21 protein-coding genes are annotated in these 21,762 nt (G+C 65.3%); 14 read left to right on the top strand and 7 right to left on the bottom strand.

Features of this window, described 5'->3' with window-relative positions:
• Nucleotides 1-3: 3 nt before the first annotated feature.
• Nucleotides 4-1,842 (bottom strand): monovalent cation:proton antiporter-2 (CPA2) family protein, encoded by a 1,839-nt coding sequence (locus tag IGX34_RS07405; RefSeq protein ID WP_192555071.1) that lies wholly within the window; start codon nt 1,840-1,842, stop codon nt 4-6.
• 111 nt (nt 1,843-1,953) lie between these two features.
• On the opposite strand from IGX34_RS07405, the gene IGX34_RS07400 reads away from it, so the two are divergent.
• A complete protein-coding gene (locus IGX34_RS07400; RefSeq protein WP_192555070.1) occupies nt 1,954-2,763 on the top strand; it encodes a glutaminyl-peptide cyclotransferase in 810 nt (269 codons plus the stop codon).
• Between the two features lie 3 nt (nt 2,764-2,766).
• Here IGX34_RS07400 and IGX34_RS07395 read toward each other — a convergent pair whose 3' ends face one another.
• Complete coding sequence (locus tag IGX34_RS07395; protein ID WP_192555069.1) at nt 2,767-3,651, bottom strand: LysR substrate-binding domain-containing protein; 885 nt, start codon at nt 3,649-3,651, stop codon at nt 2,767-2,769.
• Between the two features lie 104 nt (nt 3,652-3,755).
• Between IGX34_RS07395 and IGX34_RS07390 the strand changes: the two genes are divergently transcribed.
• Together IGX34_RS07390 and IGX34_RS07385 are read left to right on the top strand one after the other, a co-directional pair.
• Nucleotides 3,756-4,313 (top strand): DUF4865 family protein, encoded by a 558-nt coding sequence (locus IGX34_RS07390; protein WP_192555068.1) that lies wholly within the window; start codon nt 3,756-3,758, stop codon nt 4,311-4,313.
• A 13-nt stretch (nt 4,314-4,326) separates the two neighbouring features.
• The gene (locus tag IGX34_RS07385; RefSeq protein WP_192555067.1) at nt 4,327-4,707 is read left to right on the top strand and encodes a tautomerase family protein; all 381 of its coding nucleotides are present in this window, start codon (nt 4,327-4,329) and stop codon (nt 4,705-4,707) included.
• 132 nt (nt 4,708-4,839) lie between these two features.
• Here the strand turns inward: IGX34_RS07385 and hemB are convergent, their stop codons facing one another.
• On the bottom strand, nt 4,840-5,832 hold the full coding sequence (gene hemB / locus IGX34_RS07380) for a porphobilinogen synthase (protein WP_192555066.1): 993 nt from the start codon (nt 5,830-5,832) through the stop codon (nt 4,840-4,842).
• 211 nt (nt 5,833-6,043) lie between these two features.
• Between hemB and IGX34_RS07375 the strand changes: the two genes are divergently transcribed.
• The 4 genes from IGX34_RS07375 to IGX34_RS07360 all read left to right on the top strand — a co-directional run bounded on the left by IGX34_RS07375 (nt 6,044) and on the right by IGX34_RS07360 (nt 10,346).
• Complete coding sequence (locus IGX34_RS07375) at nt 6,044-7,570, top strand: S53 family peptidase (protein WP_192555065.1); 1,527 nt, start codon at nt 6,044-6,046, stop codon at nt 7,568-7,570.
• A 100-nt stretch (nt 7,571-7,670) separates the two neighbouring features.
• Complete coding sequence (glk, locus tag IGX34_RS07370) at nt 7,671-8,681, top strand: glucokinase (protein WP_192555064.1); 1,011 nt, start codon at nt 7,671-7,673, stop codon at nt 8,679-8,681.
• Between the two features lie 112 nt (nt 8,682-8,793).
• Nucleotides 8,794-9,477 (top strand): HAD family hydrolase, encoded by a 684-nt coding sequence (locus IGX34_RS07365; RefSeq protein WP_192555063.1) that lies wholly within the window; start codon nt 8,794-8,796, stop codon nt 9,475-9,477.
• 77 nt (nt 9,478-9,554) lie between these two features.
• Entirely contained in the window at nt 9,555-10,346 is a 792-nt protein-coding gene (locus IGX34_RS07360) for an SEL1-like repeat protein (protein ID WP_192555062.1), read from the top strand.
• A 51-nt stretch (nt 10,347-10,397) separates the two neighbouring features.
• Here IGX34_RS07360 and IGX34_RS07355 read toward each other — a convergent pair whose 3' ends face one another.
• From IGX34_RS07355 to secB, 3 genes are all read right to left on the bottom strand, one after another.
• The gene (locus tag IGX34_RS07355; RefSeq protein ID WP_192555061.1) at nt 10,398-13,424 is read right to left on the bottom strand and encodes a DEAD/DEAH box helicase; all 3,027 of its coding nucleotides are present in this window, start codon (nt 13,422-13,424) and stop codon (nt 10,398-10,400) included.
• Nucleotides 13,425-13,519: 95 nt separating this feature from the next.
• Nucleotides 13,520-14,527 (bottom strand): NAD(P)H-dependent glycerol-3-phosphate dehydrogenase, encoded by a 1,008-nt coding sequence (locus tag IGX34_RS07350; protein WP_425598781.1) that lies wholly within the window; start codon nt 14,525-14,527, stop codon nt 13,520-13,522.
• 31 nt (nt 14,528-14,558) lie between these two features.
• A complete protein-coding gene (gene secB, locus IGX34_RS07345) occupies nt 14,559-15,059 on the bottom strand; it encodes a protein-export chaperone SecB (protein WP_192555059.1) in 501 nt (166 codons plus the stop codon).
• A 326-nt stretch (nt 15,060-15,385) separates the two neighbouring features.
• On the opposite strand from secB, the gene rpmB reads away from it, so the two are divergent.
• Both rpmB and rpmG read left to right on the top strand, forming a co-directional pair.
• Entirely contained in the window at nt 15,386-15,622 is a 237-nt protein-coding gene (gene rpmB / locus IGX34_RS07340; protein WP_090449535.1) for a 50S ribosomal protein L28, read from the top strand.
• A 10-nt stretch (nt 15,623-15,632) separates the two neighbouring features.
• Nucleotides 15,633-15,800 (top strand): 50S ribosomal protein L33, encoded by a 168-nt coding sequence (gene rpmG, locus IGX34_RS07335; RefSeq protein ID WP_126675274.1) that lies wholly within the window; start codon nt 15,633-15,635, stop codon nt 15,798-15,800.
• A 368-nt stretch (nt 15,801-16,168) separates the two neighbouring features.
• On the opposite strand, the gene IGX34_RS07330 is transcribed toward rpmG, so the two are convergent.
• The gene (locus IGX34_RS07330; protein ID WP_192555058.1) at nt 16,169-17,362 is read right to left on the bottom strand and encodes a DesA family fatty acid desaturase; all 1,194 of its coding nucleotides are present in this window, start codon (nt 17,360-17,362) and stop codon (nt 16,169-16,171) included.
• A gap of 179 nt (nt 17,363-17,541) precedes the next feature.
• Between IGX34_RS07330 and IGX34_RS07325 the strand changes: the two genes are divergently transcribed.
• Genes IGX34_RS07325 through mutM form a run of 5 tightly spaced genes read left to right on the top strand, consistent with a single transcriptional unit; the run spans nt 17,542 to nt 21,721 of the window.
• Nucleotides 17,542-18,294 carry an ABC transporter ATP-binding protein gene (locus IGX34_RS07325; RefSeq protein ID WP_192555057.1) on the top strand — a complete coding sequence of 251 codons (753 nt, stop codon included), beginning with the start codon at nt 17,542-17,544 and terminating at the stop codon, nt 18,292-18,294.
• Nucleotides 18,291-19,076: an ABC transporter permease subunit gene (locus IGX34_RS07320; RefSeq protein ID WP_192555056.1), complete on the top strand. Its 786-nt coding sequence runs from the start codon at nt 18,291-18,293 to the stop codon at nt 19,074-19,076. Before IGX34_RS07325 ends, IGX34_RS07320 begins: the two co-directional genes overlap by 4 nt.
• Nucleotides 19,076-20,398, top strand: a complete 1,323-nt coding sequence (locus IGX34_RS07315) for a GldG family protein (RefSeq protein ID WP_192555055.1) — start codon at nt 19,076-19,078, stop codon at nt 20,396-20,398. Before IGX34_RS07320 ends, IGX34_RS07315 begins: the two co-directional genes overlap by 1 nt.
• Nucleotides 20,395-20,892, top strand: coding sequence for a hypothetical protein (locus IGX34_RS07310; protein WP_192555054.1), 498 nt, complete (start codon nt 20,395-20,397; stop codon nt 20,890-20,892). The genes IGX34_RS07315 and IGX34_RS07310 overlap by 4 nt, the downstream gene beginning before the upstream one ends.
• 1 nt (nt 20,893) lies before the next feature.
• Nucleotides 20,894-21,721, top strand: coding sequence for a bifunctional DNA-formamidopyrimidine glycosylase/DNA-(apurinic or apyrimidinic site) lyase (gene mutM, locus IGX34_RS07305; RefSeq protein WP_192555053.1), 828 nt, complete (start codon nt 20,894-20,896; stop codon nt 21,719-21,721).
• Nucleotides 21,722-21,762: the final 41 nt, after the last annotated feature.

Genomic DNA, 21,762 nt, shown 5'->3' with positions numbered 1-21,762 from the left:
TCATCAGCGCGGCTCGATCAACGGCGCATCCGTATCCGGCCCCTGCGCAGGCGGCGGCGCCGGCGTCTCGGCATCGGCCTCGAACAACCTGTTGAGATCGGCGATGGCCTCGCGCGTGGTCTGCATCAGCTTGGCTTCGTCGTCGTAGACCAGGTACTGGATCTTGATCAGCTCCGCATCCTTGCGCCGGAAGCGGTCGATCTCCTCCATCGCTTCCTCGCTCGGGATACCGAGTGCCTCCAGTGCCTTGCGCGTCATCTTCAGGCTGGAATACAACGTCTCGCGCACCGGCTCCTCGATGCCCAGGTCCATCAGGCGCCATACGTGCTGGCGGTTGCGCGCACGCGCGATCACTTTCAGGTGCGGATACATGCGCCGCACCACGCGCGCCACGCGCAGGCTCGATTCGGCATCGTCGGTGGCCAGCACGAACACTTCGGCCTTCTCGGCCTGCGCCGCGCGCAGCAGTTCCGGACGGGCCGGATCGCCGTAGAAGATATCCCCGAGATTGCCGAAACGCTGCACCAGGTCGATCTGCTCGACCGAGTGATCCAGCGCCACGAACGGAATTTTGCGGGTGCGCAGCACGCGCGCCACGATCTGCCCCATGCGGCCGTAGCCGGCGATAATCACCCGCGGATGCTCGACGTTGATGGTGTCGTAGGGGCGCGTGGACGCTTCTTTCTTTTTGGCGCCCAGCAGTTTGCCGGTGCCGGCAACCAGCAGTGGCGTCAGCGCCATCGACAGTGTGATCGCCAGCACCAGCACGTTGCCCTGCTGCGGCAGGATCAGGCCCTTGTCCATCGCCGCGCGCAACACCACGAAGGCAAACTCGCTGCCGCTGGCCAGCAGCACGGTCATGCGCAAGGCATCGCCGCGATGCAGGCCGCCGGCGGTAAGCCCCAGCGGCCACAACAGCACGCCTTTGATCAGCATGATCGCCAGTGTCAGTCCCAGCACCAGCCAGGGCGATTCGAGCAGTATGTGCACCTGCATCGACATGCCGACGCTGATAAAGAACAGCCCGAGCAGCAGGCCTTTGAACGGCTCGATATTCGATTCCAGCTCGTGCCGGTATTCCGAATCGGCCAGCAGCACGCCGGCCAGAAAGGCGCCCAGCGTGACCGACACGCCCGACACTTCCATCAGCAAGGCCGTGCCCATCACCACCAGCAAGGCGGTGGCGGTGGAGACCTCCACCGAATCTGTGCGCGCGACAAAACGAAAGATCGGGCGCAGCAGATAACGGCCGCCCGCCACCACCGCCACAATCACGCCGACCGTGCGCAGCACGGCGTAGGGATCGATGCCGTGCCGCGTGGTGGAGGCCAGCAGCGGTACGGCGGCGATCAATGGAATCGCGGCCAGATCCTGGAACAACAGAATGGCGAAGGACTGGCGCCCGTAGGCCGAACCGGCTTCCTTGCGCTCGGCCAGGATCTGCAGGCCGAAGGCGGTGGACGACAAGGCCAGGCTGCCGCCGACGATCGCCGCCGCGCCGGGCATCAAGCCGAACCACGCATACGCCACCATGCCCACCAGCACGCTGGTAGCCAGCACCTGCAGCAGGCCGGTGCCGAACACGGCACGCCGCATCACCCACAGCCGCTGCGGCGACAGCTCCAGGCCGATCACGAACAGCATCAGCACCACGCCGAATTCGGAAATCGAGGCCACGCCGTTGTAGTCGCCGATCAGGCCCAGCTCTTCCGGGCCGATCGCGATACCGGCCAGCAGATAGCCCAGCACGGCGCCGAGGCGGAAGCGCTTGGTCAGCGGCACGGCAATCACCGTGGCCAGCAAGAAGACCACCGCGGCCCGCAGGAAATGATGGCTATCCACGCTTGCTCCTGTTGAACGCCGATGCAGATGTCGATTATTTCACGCCAGCGCAAGAAAAAACGCTTCGCTTGCTACTGACGTATGCATCCTGGCATGGGATGATCCGGCGCCATGAAGTCACTGATTTGTTCGTTGCTGCTGGTACTGGCGTGCTGCATGCCGATGGCGCAGGCGCAGGACGCGATTCCGGTCTACGGCTACCAGGTGGTGCGCACCTATCCGCACGATACCAACGCGTACACGGAAGGTTTCTTCTACCGCGACGGTTATTTCTACGAAGGCACCGGCACCGTCGGCGAATCGACCATCCGCAAGGTCGACATGAATACCGGCAAGGTGCTGCAGCAAGCCGAGCTGGGGCCGCCGGACTACGGCGAAGGCATCGTGGCCTGGAAAGACCGCCTGATGGAGCTGACCTGGCAGTCGCAGCACGGCTTCATCTACGACCTGAAGACTTTCAAGCGCATCGGGCAATTCCAGTATCCCGGCGAAGGCTGGGCGCTCACCGCCGACAGTCGCCACATCTACATGAGCGACGGCACGCCCACCTTGCGCATCCTCGATCCGGCCACGCTCAAGCAGGTGGGCAAGATCGATGTCACCGCGGAAGGCCGCCCGGTGAACAATCTCAACGAAGTGGAATGGGTGAAGGGGCAGATCTACGCCAATGTATGGCTGACCCACGTGATCGCGCGCATCGATCCGGCCAGCGGCAAAGTGGTGGGCGTGATCAATCTCACCGGCCTCGGCCCCAAGCCGCAGGAAACCAAGGATCCGGACAACGACGTGCTCAACGGCATTGCCTACGACGCCGTGCACGATCGCCTGTTCGTCACCGGCAAGCGCTGGCCGCTGATCTACGAGATCAAGCTGGTGCCGCTGCCGAACAACGCAGCCGGGGCCGCACAGGCCGCCCATTAAGCATCAGGCGGCGAGCGATTCGCCCAGCTTCTGCATGATCAGTTCGGCCAGCCGCGCCACCGCCGGCTCCGGCTCGGCTTCACTGCGGTAAAGCGCCAGCCCGAGCTGCGGCAGCGGTGGCAGTTTTGCCGCGGCAGCATCCAGCACGCGCAGATCCGGCGGCAAGCCCAGCGGCGTACGCACGCTGAGCCCCAGGTCCGCTTTTACCGCGGCCCAGTTGCCGGCCAGGCTGGGGCTGGTAAAGGCGATGCGCCAGGGCAGCCCGGCGCGATCCAGCGCCTGGGTAGCCGCGGTGCGCATCAGGCACGGCGCATCCAGCACCACCAGCGGTAACGGTTCGCCTGCTTCGCGCAGCAGCGGCAACTCCTCCTGGCCGGCGATCCAGCACATCGGCAACATCTGCACATGCTCGGCATGCGGCGCGGCCGATTCGGTCTCCCAGGCCAGCGCCAGGTCGAGCCGGTCCGATTGCAGCGACTGCAGCAGGGCCGTATTGCGCGCCAGCTGCACTTCCACGCGCAATTTGGGATGCGCGCGGCGGAAGCGGCCGAGCACCTCGGGCAGCACGCTTTCGCCGAAATCCTCTTGCAGGCCCAGACGCACGCGTCCCTCCAGTTGGCCGCCACGTACCGCGCTGACCGCTTCGTCGTTCAGTTCCAGCAACCGCCGTGCATAGCCGAGCATGACCTCGCCCGCCTCGGTCAGCGCCATGCCTCGCCCGGCCTTGCGCAATAGCGGCGTACCGGCCTGCTCCTCCAGTTTCTTCAGCTGCGCGCTGACTGCCGAGGTGGAGCGCCCCAGCCGGTCCGCCGCCCTGGCGAAACTGCCCAGCTCGATGCCGGCCGCGAAGCTGCGCAGCACATCCAGGTCGAGATTCACGCGACTCATGGCAATCGTCCTGTTTTTCTGAAGTTTCGATATTGAATTTACCGATTTTCAACACGATGCTGGACCGCTAGGCTGGGTCCGTCAAGTCACCTCAGGCACCTGCCATGATCACCATGCAATACCGCATCGGCCTGCCCGCCGATTACGACATGGACATCATTCGCCGCCGCATCGCCGAGCGCGGACACCTCACTGACAAGCTGCCAGGACTGGCCTTCAAGGCCTACCTGTACGCCGGCCGCGATGCGGTGGGCGGCGAGAATCTATATGCGCCGTTTTATCTGTGGCACAGCACGGAAGGCATGAATGCCTTCCTCGGCGGTGCCGGCTTTGCCGGCGTGGTGGCCTCGTTCGGGCGCCCGCTGGTGCGCACGTGGTCGGTCTGGCGCGCGGAAACAGCGCGCGATCTTTCCAGTGCAGGCTATGCCACTCGTGAGATCGCCCCCATTCCCGCACACGCTGCGCTGGATGCGGTGCGCGCGCAAGAAAACGCCAGGCTGCAGACCGACTTGGATCGCGGCGCGCTCGCTTCGCTCAGTGCATTCGATCCTGCGTCATGGACGCTGCTACGTTTCCGCCTGTGGCGCGACCTCGTCGAACGGCCGCAAGGCGATGATGCGGATGTCTACGCCATCGGCCATATTTCCCAACCTCAATCCTGATCCGGAGTCAGCCATGCCACTCGTTCGCATCGCTTTGCGCCGCGGCAAATCCGCCGCCTATATCGCCGCCTTGCGCAACGGCATCTACGCAGCCATGCGCGAAAGCTTCGCCGTGCCGGACAAAGATCGCTTCATCCTGGTCAGCCAGCACGATGCCGAGGAATTCGACTACGACCCCAGCTATCTCGACATTGCGCGCAGCGACGATCTGGTGATCGTGCAGATCGCCTGCAACAACACGCGCACAGTGGCGCAGAAGCAGGCGTTTTATAAAGCGGTGGCGGAGAAGCTCGCGGCCGATCCGGGCGTGCGGCCGGAAGACGTGTTTATCAATTTGCTGGAAACGGCCAAGGAAAACTGGTCGTTCGGCCATGGCGTTGCGCAATACGCGTAACGCGTCACCGGCGTAGGTTGGGTTAGCGCAGCGTAACCCAACAAATCTCCACCGAAGCCATGAGGAACTGTTGGGTTACCCCGGATCAAGTCCGGGGCAACCCAACCTACAGTGCGCATCGAGAATGCTGTTTTATTCGCCGCGTAGCCAGCGCGCAGCGTCGATTGCGAAATAGGTAAGAATCGCATCGGCGCCCGCACGCTTGAACGCGGTCAGCGACTCCAGCACCACCGCCTTCTCGTCCAGCCAGCCGTTCTGCGCGGCCGCTTTCAGCATCGCGTATTCGCCGCTTACCTGATACACGAAGGTCGGCACGCCGAACGCATCCTTCACTCGCCGCAACACATCCAGATACGGCATGCCCGGCTTCACCATCACCGCGTCGGCACCTTCGGCGATATCCAGTTCCACTTCGCGCAGCGCTTCGTCGCTGTTGGCGATATCCATCTGGTAAGTGTGCTTGTTGCCCTTGCCGAGATTCGCGGCCGAACCGACCGCATCGCGGAACGGACCGTAGAACGCCGAGGCATATTTGGCCGAATAGGCCAGGATGCGGGTGTGAATATGACCGGCCTGTTCCAGCGCCTCGCGGATGGCGCCGATACGGCCATCCATCATGTCCGACGGCGCCACGAAATCCATGCCCGCTTCGGCCTGCGCCAGCGACATCTTGATCAGCGCCTCGACCGTGGGCTCGTTCATCACGTAGCCGTGCTCGTCGATCAGGCCGTCCTGACCATGCGTGGTGTAGGGATCGAGCGCGACATCGCCGATCAGGCCGAGCTCCGGATATTTCGCCTTCAGCGCGCGCGTGGCCCGCTGCATCAGGCCCTGCGGATTCCAGGCTTCGGCTGCATCTTCACTTTTCACTGCGGCACCCGGCGAAGGAAACAACGCCAGGGCAGGAATGCCCAGTCGCACGCATTCGGCGGCGAGCTGCAGCAGGCCATCGATGGAAACGCGCTCCACGCCCGGCATCGAGGGCACCGCTTCGCGTCGGCCTTCACCATCGATCACGAACGCCACCATGATCAGATCGCCGGGCAGCAGGCTGTGCTCACGCATCAGTGCACGGGAGAAGGCGTCGCGGCGCATGCGACGCATGCGGATGGCGGGGAAGTTCATCGGTGAAATCTCTTGCGATCAGTTCGCCTAGTTTAACGCTGTGCATTTCTGTGCGCTCGGACACATCGCCGCGCCGCGTCGGCGCAGGCGCTGAGATGCGCGTCATCAACAATTACGACGCTAGATGAACGCCCATGCCCGCGTTAGCAAGATCGACACAAAGCGTGTGGCATCTTCGGGCATTGCACGTCCCCCTCCCTGGAGTCGCGTCATGAGCCAGCCCAGCAAGCGCACCTCGCATTGGACCTCGCCGGAAGGCATGAAATACCTCGGCAAACACGAAGGCACCGAACCGATCGATGTCACATTGGTGCTGCGCCGACGCACGGAAAGCGTGCCGCCCTGCGCCACCTGGCCGCAGCCGCCGCGCTGGCAGCGCGGTGAATTCGGCGAGCATTACGGCGCCGATCCGGCCGATGTGGACAGCCTGCGCCGCTTCGCCCAGCAGCACAGCCTGAGCGAAACCGGCAGCGATCTGCACCGGCGCGTGTTGCATTTACGGGGCGCGCCGGCCGATCTGGAAAAAGCCTTCGGCGTCACGCTTGGCCGCTATCAATTCAATGGCCAGCCACCGTTTGTCGGCTGCGGCCATGCGCCCAGCCTGCCGACCGAAGCGATCGCCGTGCTCGGCCTCGACCGGCGCCCCGTGGCGCAGCCGCACTTTCGTCGGCCCAGTACCACGCCCAACACCAGCTACACGCCGCTCCAGCTAGGTCAGCTTTACAACTTTCCCAGCGGCAGCAATGGCAGCGGCGAAACGATCGGCATCATCGAACTGGGCGGCGGCTTCAGCACCAGCGATCTCAGCCAGTATTTCTCCGGCCTGGGCATCAGCCCGGAGCCGAAAGTGATCGCGGTATCGGTATCCGGTGGCCAGAACCAGCCCGGCAGCGGCGATGCCGACGACGAGGTGATGCTCGATATCGAAGTGGCCGGTTCACTGGCGCCCGGCGCCACCATCGCGGTGTATTTCGCGCCCAATACCGACCAGGGCTTTTACGAGGCCATCTCGCAAGCCGCGCACGACACCACCAACAAGCCTTCGGTGATCTCGATCAGCTGGGGCGGTCCGGAAGACAGCTGGAGCAGTTCGACGCTCAGTGCCATGGAAACCGCGCTGCAGGATGCCGCATCGCTAGGCGTCACCGTGACGGTGGCAGCCGGCGACAGCGGTTCCAGCGATGGCGCCACCGACGGCCAGGCGCATGTCGATTTTCCCGCCTCCAGCCCTTATTCGCTGGCCTGCGGCGGCACCACCCTGGTTGCCAGCGGCAGCAGTATCCAGAGCGAAGTGGTGTGGAACGAAACCGCCAGCAACGAAGGCGCGACCGGCGGCGGTGTGAGCGTGGAATACCCGCTGCCGACCTGGCAGCAGAATGCGAAGGTGCCCAATGCGCCCAGCGGCAGCAGCGGCCGCGGCGTGCCGGATGTTGCCGGCAATGCCGATCCTTCCACCGGCTATCAGGTGCTGGTCGACGGACAATCCACCGTGATCGGCGGCACCAGCGCGGTGGCGCCGTTGTGGGCTGCGCTGATCGCACGCCTCAACCAGCAGCTCGGTGCGCCGGTAGGCGATGTGCATGCGGCGATCTATCAGATCGGCGAGCCGGCCTTCCGCGATATCACGCAAGGGAATAATGGCGCTTACCAGGCCGGTACCGGCTGGGATGCATGCACGGGGCTGGGCAGTCCCAATGGACAAGCGCTGCTCAATGCGCTGTCTGCGATGAAGAGCTGAGCCGCCGGCTCCCTCTTCCCGCCGGGGAGAGGGAGCATGCGCGGCTGGACGAATCGGACGACAACGGGCAGTCTTGTCAGGCTAGCTGTCTGGAAATCCCATGGATCGCTCCACCGATACCCCTACCCTGCTTGCAGATCTCGGCGGCACCAACGTCCGCTTTGCACTGGCCGACACCGGTTCCGCCACGCCCCTGATGATGGATAGCGTGCGGCGCTACCGCGTGAAGGATTTCGCCACCCTGGCCGATACCATCCGCCAGTACTTCGCCGACACCGGCCATACCGCCAGGCACGCGATCATCGCCGCTGCCGGTCGCATCGCCAATGGCGAAACGGTGCAGATCACCAACAATCCCTGGGCGGTTTCCGCGCACGGACTGCAGCAGGAGCTCGGCTTCGATGGCGTGCGGCTGGTGAACGATTTCGCCGCGCAGGGCATGTCCATTCCGCTGCTGCAGAACGACCAGCTCAAGCCGGTCGGCCCGGATCTGCTGCCGGCGCACGACAACAAATCCGCGCAGACCTTCGTAGTGATGGGCCCCGGCACCGGCCTGGGCGTGGCCGGCCTGCTGCTGCGCCACGGCCACTGGATCGTGCTGGAAACCGAAGGCGGCCACGCCGGTTTCGCCGCGCATACGGCTGAAGACGTGGAGATCCTGCATCGGCTCAACGCGCGCTTCGGCCGCGTATCCAACGAACGCATGATCTGCGGCAATGGGCTGGTGAACCTCTATCTCGCCCTGGCCGATATCGCCGGTCAGGCCGCCGAGGAATACACGCCCGAAGACATCACCGCGCGCGCCACCGACGGCAGCGATGCATTGTGCGTGCGCACGGTGGAGACGCTGGCCGGCATCTTCGGCAGCGTAGCCGGCGACCTGGTGCTGAGCCTGGGCGGCTGGGACGGCGTCTACCTCACCGGCGGCGTGCTGAAGATCCTGATGCCCTGGCTGCAGCACGGCGGCTTCCGTGAGCGTTTCGAGGCCAAGGGCCGCTTCCGCGACACCATGGAACACGTGCCCACCATCGCCATCACCCATCCGGAACCGGGCCTGCTCGGCGCCGCGGCGCTGGCTGTGCTGGATTCCGGCCGCGCCCTGCCACGCTGACGGATTACGTAGGTTGGGTTAGCGCAGCGTAACCCAACAGGATTTCACGTCAGCGCCAGAAAACGTTGGGTTACGCTGCGCTAACCCAACCTACGCATTGCTTGCGAATCCTATGCCTCGCTCCAACACCGCTTTTTTGTTCGACCTCGACGGCACGCTGATCGACAGCGTCTACCAGCACGTGCTCGCCTGGAAAGAAGCACTGGACCGTGAAGGGGTGATGCTGCCGGTGTGGAGCATCCATCGCAAAATCGGCATGAGCGGCGGCCTGTTTACCAACATCCTGCTGCGCGAAACCGGACTGGAAATTACCGAGGAGCGGATCCAGCGCCTGCAACAGTGGCATGCCGCCGCCTTCAATCGCCATCACACGCAAGGCTCGGTGCGCCCGCTGCCCGGTGCGCGCGAGCTGCTGGATTTCCTCACCCGCGAAGGTATTCCCTGGGCGATCGCCACCAGCGGCCGCATGCAGACCGCCGCACATAATCTCGCTGCGTTGGGGGTCGATCCGGACAAGGTGCCGGTGGTCACGCGCGACATGGTGCGCCATGCCAAGCCCGATCCGGATCTGTTTCTGGCCGCCGCCGAGCGCCTGGGCGTCGACATCCATCAGGCGATGGTGGTGGGCGACAGCATCTGGGACATGCTTGCGGCCCAGCGCGCACGTGCCTTGGGCATCGGCCTGCTGTCGGGCGGCTACGGCCAGGACGAACTGCAGCGCGCGGGTGCGTTCCGCGTGTACGACGATCCGGCCGATCTGCTGCGCCATATCGACGAAGTCGCCGCGCGCGACTGATCGCCAGCCGGCCCGCAGGTCATCGAAAACGCCCCTGGTCCGTTATGCTGCCTTGGGGAAATGATTCAGGTAGGGGTATGTTCAAACCATCGCTGTTTGCTTTTTGCGTGCTGGCCGCCGGCTGTTCGTTCGCAACGGTCGCCTTCGCACAGACGTCGCAGTCTTCAAAGCCGAGCATTACCGTCAACGGGGTGCAGCCTTCCGCCGCGCAATACGAGCCGGCGCCGGCCAATGCGAACGAGCCGATTTCCGATGCAGACATCTATTGTCCGCCCGGGATCGAGCCGATCCTGCCGGCCGATTACTACGCCTGCGAGGCGCGCGCCGCCTACGGCCAGAACGACTACAAAAAGATGATCGGCCTGCTGGAAGAGTCCGCGTACTGGGCCAACAAGGACGCCCAGTACACGCTCGGCCTGGCTTATTTCAATGGCGACATGCAGGACGTACCGCAAAACCGCCCGCTCGGCCTGGCCTGGCTGTCGCTGTCTGCGGAACGCAAGAATCAGCAATACCAACTCGCCTATGCCAGCGCACGCGCGAAGGTCACGCCGCAGGAGCTGCAGCAGGCCGTGAAGCTGTTTCGCCAGATGCGCCTGAAGTATGGCGACCACGTCGCGGTGCGGCGCGCAGCGCTGCGCTTCAACCATGGCATCGAGCCGATCGACGAGTCGGCCCGCCAGAACGGCATCGTGTACCTGAAGGGTTTCGGCTTTGCCCAGCAAAGCGCCTTCACCATTGCCAACAAGCTGCATGAGCAGGCCGACACCGACTTCGGCAACGTGCCCAAGGGCGTGGTAGTGGTGGGCAAGCCCGAGTGGCTGCATGGCCAGCAGCCGGCCAGCTCGTCATCGACGGCAACCCAGTAAGCCTTGCGTGCATGCGCAGTGAGTCGCTCGACTCACTGCGCCAGGCGCCGCTCAGCCCGGCGCCAGCAATGCGTCCAGATCGGCCTGGTCGAAGCTGAGTTTTTCGCGCGTACCGCCACCTTCCAGCACGGCTTCGGCCAGCTCGGCCTTGCGCGCCTTCAATTCTTCGATGCGCTCTTCCACGGTGCCGGCGGTGATCAAGCGGAACACGAATACCGGCTTGTCCTGGCCGATGCGGTGCGCGCGGTCGCTGGCCTGCGCTTCGGCGGCAGGGTTCCACCACGGGTCGTAGTGGATCACGGTGTCGGCCGCCGTGAGGTTGAGGCCCACGCCACCGGCCTTCAGCGACAGCAGGAACAGCGGTACATCGCCCTCCTGGAAACGCTGCACCGGTTCGGCACGATCGCGCGTTTCGCCGGTAAGCATCACGTAGCGGATGCGATGGCGATCCAGCTCGTTGGCGATCAGCTTGAGCATTTCGGTGAACTGCGAGAACAGCAGCACCTTGCGGCCTTCGGCCAGCAGGGCGGGCAGCATGTCCATCAGCAGCTCGAACTTGGCGGAGTCGCGCACGCCGCGCGCCGCTTCCAGTTTCACCAGGCGCGGATCGCAGCAGACCTGGCGCAGCTTGAGCAGCGCATCGAGCACCACGATGCCGCTGTGCGCGATACCGCGCTGCGCGATCACCTCGCGCAATTCATCGGCCAGCGACAGGCGCAGGCTTTCGTATAGCTCGCGCTGGCGGCCGTCGAGCACCACGCGGCGAGTGATCTCGGTCTTGGACGGCAGCTCCGACGCCACCTGCGACTTGGTCCGGCGCAGGATGAACGGTGCGAGGCGGCGATTGAGGCGCGCCTGGCATTCTTCGTCGTGCTGCTTTTCGATCGGTACGCGGTAGTGGCGGCGGAACGCGCCCTCGTCGCCGAGCAGGCCGGGCACGGCCAGGTCGACCTGCGACCACAGCTCGCCCAGATGATTTTCCAGCGGCGTACCGGTAAGACAGACGCAGCGTGGCGTGCGCAGGGTCAGCGCAGCACGGCGCGCCTGCGTGCGCGGATTTTTCACCTGCTGCGCTTCATCGAACACCATCAGCGAGAACGGCTGCTTGCGCAGGGTGACCACGTCGCGCGGCAGCAGCGCGTAGCTGGTGAGCACGATGTCCTGGGCGGCGATCTGCGAGAAATCGCCGCTGCGCTGCGGGCCGTGCAGCGCCAGTGCTTTCAGCGACGGCGCAAAGCGCGCGATTTCCGCCAGCCAGTTCGGAATCAGGCTGGTCGGCACCACGATCAGCGCCGGCTGCTGCAAGGCGCCGCTTTCCTTCAGCGCCAGTAGATGGGTGATCAATTGCAGCGTCTTGCCCAGGCCCATGTCGTCGGCGAGCACGCCGCCGACGCCGGCTTCGGCCAGCGCGTTCAACCAGCGCAGGCCTTCGCGCTGGTACGGGCGCAATTCCACCGTGAGTCCGGACGGAATCGCGTCGCTGGCACGTTCGGCAGCATCGCGCAGCCGTGCGGTGAAGCCGCGCAGTTGTTCCGGCGCCTGCAGCTCGCCGCCGCTGGGCAGCGCTTCGACGATTTCTTCCAGGCGGCCGGCCTGCACGCGCGGCAGGTGCAGTTTTTTCTTCGGTTTTTCCAGGTATTCGGCCAGCGGCGCCAGCAGTCCGCGCAGTTCCTTCAGGCGCACCGGCACGCGGCGGCGCTCGTCCACCGGTGCGTACCACACGGCGTCTTCCGGCTCGTTCGGCGCGGGGCTGAGGTTGAGCTGGTGCTCGGCCAGCGCCTGCGCGACCGCGGGCAACAGGTTGCGCCGCTTGCCTTCCACCTCGATGCCGATTTCCAGATCGAAGGCGTGGTCGTCGGTGTCCTCCACCGCATTGCCGTACCAGCGCACCGGGCCTTCCAGCACCTCGAACGGAAAGCTCGGCGCGTATTCGAGCAGAAAACCTTCTGCTTCCAGCTTGGGACGCAGCGCCAGCCAGCGGGCCGGCGTATTCACTTCCAGCGCACCGGCATGGCCTTTGCCCGGGAACAGCCACGCATCCTCGGGCAAGGTGTCGGCCAGATCCCAGGGCAGGCCTTCGGTATCCACGCCCAGCGTGAGACCGGCGCGCTCCAGCTGTTCCATGGTGGACAGTTCTTCGGCGCGACGGCGGGTGATTTCCACCAGCTGGCCATTGCGCACGCGACGCACCAGGGGCTCGCCGCCGCGGCCGGGCAGGCGCTCGCCCGCATAGTCGAAAGCGAGCCGGGCATAGGCGAGCGGTGGCGTACCGGCGGCCAGGCGAGCATGGCGGGTCAACGCGTGCAGGGTGAGCACGGGCTTGGGCGCCAGCTCCGCCTTGCGCAGCTCATCGAACACCTGCGGCAGCGGAATGCGCTGCGCCAGGCGGCTGGTCGGCAGCGAATGGCGCAGTGCGCGACTGTATTCGTGTTTGAGCACCGGCAGGTCCAGCCAATGCGTTTCTTCCGGATCGGCCTCCAGGTGGCCCAGCTCGGCGCGCTCGGCATCCAGGTACCACAGGCCGTCCACGCGCAGCAGGCGCTGGCTGTGCGGCAGCGCCGGCAACAGCCGCTGGCTGCCGTCGTGCTCCAGATGCCAATGCCAGTTCAGCTGGTGCGATTTGCCGCGCGACAGGCGCAACCCCGCCAGGCCGCCGAGGAAGCACGGCGCGGTATCCAGCATCTCGGCCAGCAAGGTGTTGCCGACATGCCCGGTAAGGCGGGCGTAGCTGCGCGACTTGCGCAAGGTCTGCGGCAGGCCCAGCACGGTCGTGGCCAGCCGCTGCTCGTGGATCTGCAGCGTGGCATGCGTCAGCAGCTTGCTCTCCAGCGGCGCGGGACGGGCCAAGCGACCGTGCTCGGCCGGCACCAGCAGCACCGGCGCGGCATCCAGGCGGCCGTAGGGCGCGCCCTCTTCCGGCATCACCTCGAAAAAGAAACCGAGCACCGTGTGCTCATGCGCAGCCGCCGCGCTGACGGGCCTGGCCAGCAACTTGTGCCAAACGCCGGGCAAGGCTTCCTCGCGCTCGTCCTGCTGGGCCGAGGAATCGCCGTGCTGTTTCTCGTCCGGTAGGTGCATGCGCATGCGATCCCTGGAGCGATCAAAACCTTGAGCTTAGCAGCGATTTGGGTCCGCACTGCAAGCATGACGGACACCTTTGCGAGAAGCCGTGCTCAGCGCGTTCCGAACAAGCCTTCCGGGTACTCCGGTTTCTGCTCGCGCGACATCAATGCCTTCAGGCCTTCCACCGGCGTGACTTCGCCATGCAGCACGGCTTGCACGCCCTTGCTGATGGGCAGGTCCAGGCCATGCTTGTCGGCCAGGCGCGCCACTTCGTCGGCAGTGACCACGCTTTCGACCACCTGCCCGATCTGCGCCACCGCTTCATCGATACCGATGCCCTGGCCCAAGGCGAGGCCGAGGCGGCGGTTGCGCGACAGATCGCCGGTGCAGGTCAGCACCAGGTCGCCCAGGCCGGACAGGCCCATCAGGGTTTCCGGACGCGCACCCAGGGCCTTGCCCAGGCGCAGCATTTCATTCATGCCGCGCGTGATCAGGCCGGCACGCGCATTGAGGCCCAGCTGCATGCCATCGGCGACGCCGGTGGCCACCGCCAGCACGTTCTTCATCGCTCCGCCGAGTTCGGCGCCGAGCACATCGTTGCCCGAATAGGCGCGGAAATTGGGCGCATGCAGCAGCACGGCCAGCTGCTGGGCAAAGGCGTCGCTTTCCGAATGCACGGTGACGGCGCTGGGCATGCCGGCCGCCACTTCGCGCGCAAATGAGGGGCCGGTGATGACCGCAGCGGCGCGGCCCGGCAGCTTTTCGGCCACCAGTTCGTGCAGGAAGCGGCCCGTGCCGGGCTCGAAGCCCTTGGTCGCCCAGGCGATGTTGGCAGCGGGATCGAGCAGCGGCGCCAGCTCGTCCAGCATTTCCGCGAAGGCATGGCTGGGCACCACGATCAGCACCACCTTGGCGCCGCGCACGGCGGCGGCCAGGTCGGGCTCGTAGTCCAGCTCGGCGGGCAGTTCCAGGTCGGGCAGGTAGCGCTGGTTGCGGCGCGTGGCCTTCATCGCCGCCAGCGCCCCGGCATCGCGCCCCCACAGACGGGTGGGCACGCCGTTGCGCGCGGCCAGGGTAGCCAGCGCCGTACCCCAGGAGCCGGCGCCCAGTACAGCCATCAATGGCCGATCACTCATGGCGTGGCGGCAATCAGCTGTTGAGCGGATGCGACTCGCCGCCGGCGACGCGGCGCTGCTGCTCCGCGTACAGGGCTTCGAAATTGATCGGCTGCAGCAGGAACGGCGGGAAACCGCCTTCCTGCACCAGGGCGGAGATCACCTGGCGCGCATACGGGAACAGCAGGTTCGGGCAGTAGCTGCCGATGATGCCGGCGTGGTCGGCCTCGGTGAAGCCGGCGATGCCGAACAGGCCCGCCTGGTGCACTTCGGCCAGGTAGGCGGTGCGCTCGTTCACGGTGCAGGTGAGGGTGAGGCTCAGCACCACTTCGTAGAGATCGTTGCCCAGGCCGGTGGCGCGCTGGGTCAGATTCAGCTGCACCTGCGGCGCTTCACTGACTTCGCCGATTTCCTGGAAGATCTGCGGGGCGTTGGGCGCCTCGAAGGACACGTCCTTCACATAGATCTTCTGCAGCATCAGCTGGGGCTGGCCGGCGGGGCCGTTGTTCTGGCCGTTGGCGGTGATTTCTGCCATGGGAATCCCTCGGTTCAAATAGGTGTGCGCAGGCTGCGCAAAGGGGTGGATTGTTCCATACATCCTGGTGCGCCCGCTATGAGACGGGTTTGGGGTCGAGCCCGGGAATATCAAAGGGCCGCTGCGCAAAGATTGCGCAGCGGCCTGTTTTTCTGAGAGAATGCGCGGCTCGCCCTATTCGACCCGGCCTTCCGGGCATGTCCGCAACGCGATGCGGACCTCACGATACCCGGCGAACGCTTTATCTCCAGCATCGCGTGGCGCCTGGCGCCGCTGGGCCGATGTCGCCCTGGCCAACGGGCGGTTCACGAATTACGGAGGTCATCATGGCCCGTGTATGCCAAGTCACCGGAAAGGGTGTGCAGACCGGCAATAACGTCTCGCACGCCAACAACAAGACCCGCCGCCGCTGGTTGCCCAACCTGCATGAGCGCCGGTTCTGGGTTGCCAGCGAAAATCGCTGGGTAAAACTGCGCGTCTCCAACCAGGCGCTGCGCACGATCGACAAGAAGGGCATCGAGGCCGTGATCGCCGACCTGCGTGCCCGTGGTGAAAAGGTCTGAGGAGTAAGTCATGGCTAACAGCAAGCAAGACAAGATCCGCCTGATCTCGTCGGCCGGTACCGGCCACTTCTACACCACGCAGAAGAACAAGAAGAACACCCCGGACAAGTTTGAATTCAAGAAGTACGATCCGGTCGTTCGCAAGCACGTGATCTACAAGGAAGGCAAGATCAAGTGATGTAACGGCCCATGCGTGCAACGCATGGTCAGCCGCTATGTCATCCCGGCGCAGGCCGGGATCTGGCACCTCCAAGAAAACCCGCCGCAAGGCGGGTTTTCTTTTTGCACGAAAAATGACTGCCAAGGTCTCCCGAGCCAGAAGATCCTGATCTCACCCCAGCGTCATTCCGGCGCAGGCCAAAATCCATGCTTGGTGTGCGACGGATGATTCGCTGCGCCCACCTCTCCGGGGCCGTCACGGGCGTTCTGCATACACACGCCCCGTCCGGCCCTCGCCGAAATGACATCCGGCTAACCACTACGCGTATGGCATAAAAAAAGCCCGCTTTCGCGGGCTTTTTCATGCACTGCGTTCAGTCGCTCAAATCAACTGGCGACCACCGCATAGCTCTTCAGACGCTGCGCGAATTCCTGCAACGCACGGATACCGCTCTGCTCAGCCTCGGCAATCCACTGCTGCAGTCCCTTCAGCGCCTGCTCGGCACCGCGCTGTTCCATCAGGTCGGCCAGGCGATTGCGGAAATCGCATACCGTGCTGAGGTTGGGACGCTTGGCCAGCACCGCCTGCATGCGCTCGCGGCCTTCGCCGTCGAGCCAGCGGCCGCCGTCGGCAAAGGCGCGACGCAGACGGCGCGGCACGGCCTTGATGCTTTCGCCGGCATGCTGCGCCTCGTCGGCCAGGGTCGGCACGATCACGTTGCGGTAGTAGTCGGTCATCGCCTGGAAGCGATGGGTCAGCACGGCCTTCAGCGTTTCGGCGTCCGGCAGGTGCACGTTGGGGCGCACGTCCAGGGTCGGCGCCACGCGCAGCACCTTGGCCAGGCCGACCTTGCGCAGCAGGCAGATCATCGCCCAGCCGATATCGAACTCCCACTTGCGCAGCGCGAACTTGGCCGAGCTCGGGAAAGCGTGATGGTTGTTGTGCAGCTCTTCGCCGCCGATCCAGAAGCCCCACGGGATCAGGTTGGTGGCGGTATCGGAGCTTTCGAAGTTGCGGTAGCCCCACCAGTGGCCGACGCCGTTGACGAAGCCGGCAGCCCAGAACGGAATCCAGGCCATCTGCACGGCCCACACGGCCAGGCCGATCACGCCGAACAGGGTGAAGTTGATGATCAGCATCAACGCCGGGCCCCAGTACGGGTGGGCGCTGTAGAGCTTGCGCTCGATCAGGTCGTCCGGCGTGCCGCGGCCGTACTTTTCCAGGTCTTCCTTGATGAAGCTGGCGTCGCGGTACAGCGACACGCCATCCCAGAACACCTTCTTGATGCCGTAGATCTGCGGGCTATGCGGATCTTCCTCGGTTTCCACCTTGGCGTGGTGCTTGCGGTGCACCGCCACCCACTCCTTGGTGACCATGCCCGTGGTGAGCCAGCCCCAGAAGCGGAAGAAATGCGAAATGGACGCATGCAGGTCGACGCCGCGATGCGTCTGGCAGCGATGCAGGTAGAGCGTGACGGTAAAGATGGTGATCTGCGTGACTACCAGCAGGTAGACGAGGATCCCCACCCACCCGGCGCCACTCACACCGCCGGAAAGGAATTGCAGCACAGCATCTAACATCGTGGATTTACCTGGAAACGTTGAAAAAGCAGTGTATTGGAGAGTCTCCGTACCCACCAGCACGGAAGCCCGTTTGTGAAGTCTAGCGTCCCTACGCTTTCACCCCGGTTAAAACCAAGGCACGACTTCGTGACGGCCTACGGTTGTGCGACGGATGGGGTCGCCCCGACAATCATGCAATGAACGCGCCGAAACCTGCTTCACCTCCCGTATTGCAACTTGAAGACCTGGTCCGGCGGCGTGCCGGCCGCCCCGCCGTGCGCCAGCTCAGCCTGACGCTCCAGGCCGGCCAAGTGCTTGGGCTGCTTGGGGTCAACGGGGCCGGCAAATCCACCACCCTGGCCATGATCGCGGGGGTGCTGCTTCCGGATAGTGGCAGCATCCGCCTGCAGGGCGGGGATTTCCTGGAACATCCTGAACTGGCCGCCCGGGCCATCGGCTGGCTGCCGGAAGCTGCCCCGCTGTGGCCGGAACTGACCGTACGGGAACATTTGGACGCGCATGCACGCCTGCGCGGCATCCGCGGCGCCGCCGTGGTCCAGGCGCGCGATGCGGTGCTCGAACGGTTGGAATTGAACGACCTCGCCCGGCGCCTGGCGGGCGTATTGTCGCAGGGCCAGCGCCAGCGCCTGGGACTGGCCTGCGCCCTGCTGCATCGTCCGGCCCTGCTGGTGCTGGACGAACCGGCCAACGCGCTCGATCCGGTGCAGGTCGCGGCGCTGCGCAAACTGCTGCGCGAATTGGCGTCGGACGGCACGGCCGTGATTCTTTCCACTCACCAGCTCACCGAAGTGACGGCGGTGTGCGACCGCGTGGCGATCCTGCACGAAGGCACGCTGCGCTACGACGCGCCACTGGCGGCCGACCAGCATGCCGCGCTGGAAAAAACCTTCTTCGATATTGCAGTGAACGGCAGGGCTCAAGCCGCATGACACTTTTTGCCGTGACGCGGCTGGAACTGCGCCGCCTGTTCGTGCGCCCGCTGGGTTGGATCATCGCCGCGCTGGCGCTGGCCGAACTGGGCTGGCGCTTTGCGCTGCTGCTGCAGATCTTTCTGCTCAACCAGGTGCGGCTGGCCGCCCTGCCCGACGGCCCCGGCTACACCGACCTGGTGGCCGTGCGCATGTACAGCAGCTTCATCACCGGCAGTCCGCTGCCGTTCGGCGTGATCGAACTGGCCCTGCTGCTGGTGCCGCTGCTCACCATGTCCACGCTGGCCGGCGAGCGCAGCGCCGGCACCTTGCCGCTGCTGTTCGCCAGCGGACTCAGCGCCACGCGCATCCTGCTGGGTAAATACCTGGCTGTGCTGATCTGGCTGGCGCTGTGGCTGCTGCTGGCCCTGGCCATTCCGGTGAGCCTGGCGCACGGCGCCAGACTGGACTGGGGCATGTTTGCGGCCGCCACCCTGGGCAGCTTTCTCGCTCTCGCCGTACTGGCCGCGATCGGCGTGGCCGCATCGGCCTACGCGGCGCATCCCGCCGTGGCGGCGGTGGCGGCGCTGATGCTCGGTCTGGCCTTGAGCTGCATCAATCTCGGGGCGCAACTGGCGGGCGTGAGCAATGGCTTCGTCAACTGGCTGGCGATGAGCACGCACCAGGAAACCCTGCTGCGCGGACTGGTATCGAGCGCGGACATCGTGTGGTTCCTGCTGGCGATTGCCGTGGCGCTGGCGCTGGGCATCCAACGACTAGCCTCCGACCGGGAGCGCGGCTGATGGGTACCGTCATGCGCCGCCTCAACGGCTGGCTGTTCGCACTGCTGGTGCTGCTTGGTGCACTGGCGATCGGCTATCTCAGCGCACGCCACGCGCACGTGGCCGACTGGACCTACGGCAGCCGCCGCAGCATGTCGCCGGAAACCCGTTCGGCGCTGGCGAAACTGGATGGCCCCGTGCAGATCGTCAGCTACGCCAATCCACAGGGCGATCTGCGCCAGACCGTCGCCACCTTCCTGCAGCGCTACCAGCAGGTGAAGCCGGATCTGCAACTGCGTTTCGTCGATCCGCAGCAAGATCCGGCGGCGATGCGCAATCTGGGCATCACCGTCGATGGCGAATTGATCCTGCATTACCGCGATCGCGAACAGCGCCTGGACGTGCTCAACGAACGCAGCCTTACCAATGCGCTGGAGCGGCTGGTGCGCGGCAGCGACCGCATGCTCGCCTTCGTCACCGGCGATGGCGAGCGCCGCGCCGATGGCGACGCCAACGCCGACCTGGGCAGCTTTGTCACGCAGCTCGAACAGAGCGGCATGCGCGCGGTGCCGCTGAATTTCTCGCAGACCGCGGCAGTGCCGGAACATACCGACCTGGTGGTGCTGGCCAGTCCGCAGGCGCCGCTGTCAGCCGGCGCCACCAAGGCCCTGGTGGATTACGTCGCCAACGGCGGTAACCTGCTATGGCTAGCCGATCCGGGCAACCAGGATCCGAGCCTGCAGCCGCTGGCCGACGCGCTGGGCATCCATGTGCTGCCCGGCGAGCTGATCGATGCGTCGTCTGCCGCACTCGGCCTGAAAGATCCACGCATGATTCCGCTGGGCGACTATCCCCCCAGTGCGATTACGCGCGGCTTCACCCTCGCCACGCTGTTCCCGGAAGTCGCACCGCTGGCCGAAGTACGCAAGACCGACTGGCAGCTGGTGCCGTTCCTGCGCTCCAGCGCGCAGGCCACCACCCAATCGCTGGATGGAAAGCCGGTCGCGGCGCTGAAAGGGCCGCTGGATTTCGGCTTTGCGCTGAGCCGCCTGTCGCCGAGTCCGGCCAAGAGTGAGCAGCGCGCGGCGGTGATCGGCAACGGCGACTTCCTCTCCAACAGCTATCTGGGCAATGGCGGCAATCGCGCCCTGGGCGAGCGCATCGTCGACTGGCTGCTGGGCGATGACGAACTGATCAATATGCCGCCGCGCGGCGCACCCGACCGCGTACTGACGGTTGCGCAGGGCGAGCTGAATTTGCTCAGCATCAGCTTCATTGTGGTGCTGCCGGTGCTGCTGCTGGTGATCGGCGGCCTGATCGCCTGGCGCCGGCGCCGCGCATGAAACGCGCAGCGCGCCGACAACTGTGGCTGCTGGCGGCCGTCGTCGCGCTGCTGGCGGCAGCATGGTGGCAGATGCACAACGACCAGCAGACCGCACCGGGCCGCTTGCTCTCGCTCGATCCGGCAGCGATCACGCGCGTCGATCTGCAAACCGGCAACGCGGCCGCCGAACATTACGTAAAGCGCGATGCGCACTGGTGGCGCATCGACAGCGGTACCCCGGTGCGCGCCGATGACATGCATCTGGGCGAACTGGTGCGCATTGCTGCCGCGCCGGTACAGAGCTGGGCCGCCGCCAGCGACTACGATCCGGCCAAGATCGGACTCGCACCACCGCAGGCCACGCTCGATCTGGACGGCCAAACGCTGCAGTTCGGCGGCATGACCGCGATCGGACAAAATGCCTATGTGCAGGTTGGCCAGCGTGTAGGCATCGTGTCGTTGCGTTATATGCCGCGCTCGGCTGCGCAAAGCCAGAACATCAGGCCCGAATGACATGCCCGAATTGCCTGAAGTAGAAACCACCCGGCGCGGCATCGCCCCGCATCTGATCGGACGCAAAGTCGCCAGCGTGGTACTGCGCCGCCAGGACCTGCGCTGGCCGATTCCGCGCGAAGTGAGCGAGTTGCTGCCCGGCCAGCGCATCGACGAAGTGGAGCGCCGCGCGAAATACCTGCTGCTGCATACGCATGCCGGCAGCGCCCTGCTGCACCTGGGCATGACCGGCGTGCTGCGCATACTGCCGCCGGATGTCGCGCCGGGTCCGCACGATCATGTCGACATCGCACTGGAACCGCTGCAAGGCGAGCGTGCACGCATCCTGCGCTTTACCGACCCGCGCCGCTTCGGCTGCCTGCTATGGCAGGCGCCGGGCAGCACGCACGAATTGCTGGCCGAACTCGGCCCGGAACCACTGACCGATGCCTTCGATGGCGACTTGCTCTATCGGCGCTCGCGCGGACGCAAGGCGGCGGTGAAGTTATTTCTGATGGATAACGCCATCGTGGTAGGTGTCGGCAATATCTACGCCAGCGAAGCCCTGTTCGCGGCCGGCATCGATCCGCGCAAGCCAGCGGGCTCGATCTCGCGCCCACGCTATGCGCGCCTGGCAGGCGAGGTGAAGCGCATCCTGGCCTGGGCGATCGAGCGCGGCGGCACCACTCTGCGCGACTTCCTCAATCCGGATGGCGCACCCGGTTACTTCTTTCGTGAACTGTTCGTATACGGTCGCGAAGGCGAGCAGTGCAAGGTGTGCGGCACGGCGATCAAACAGGCGGTGCTCGGGCAGCGCTCGACCTTCTGGTGCCCGCACTGCCAGAAATAAGCAACGAAGGCACCGTAGGTTGGGTTAGCGCAGCGTAACCC

The sequence above is a fragment of the Dyella acidiphila genome, from assembly GCF_014863405.1.
Lineage (GTDB): Bacteria > Pseudomonadota > Gammaproteobacteria > Xanthomonadales > Rhodanobacteraceae > Dyella_B > Dyella_B acidiphila.
Note: the sequence above shows the minus strand (reverse complement) of the source record. Positions and strands in the feature narration are given on the sequence as shown.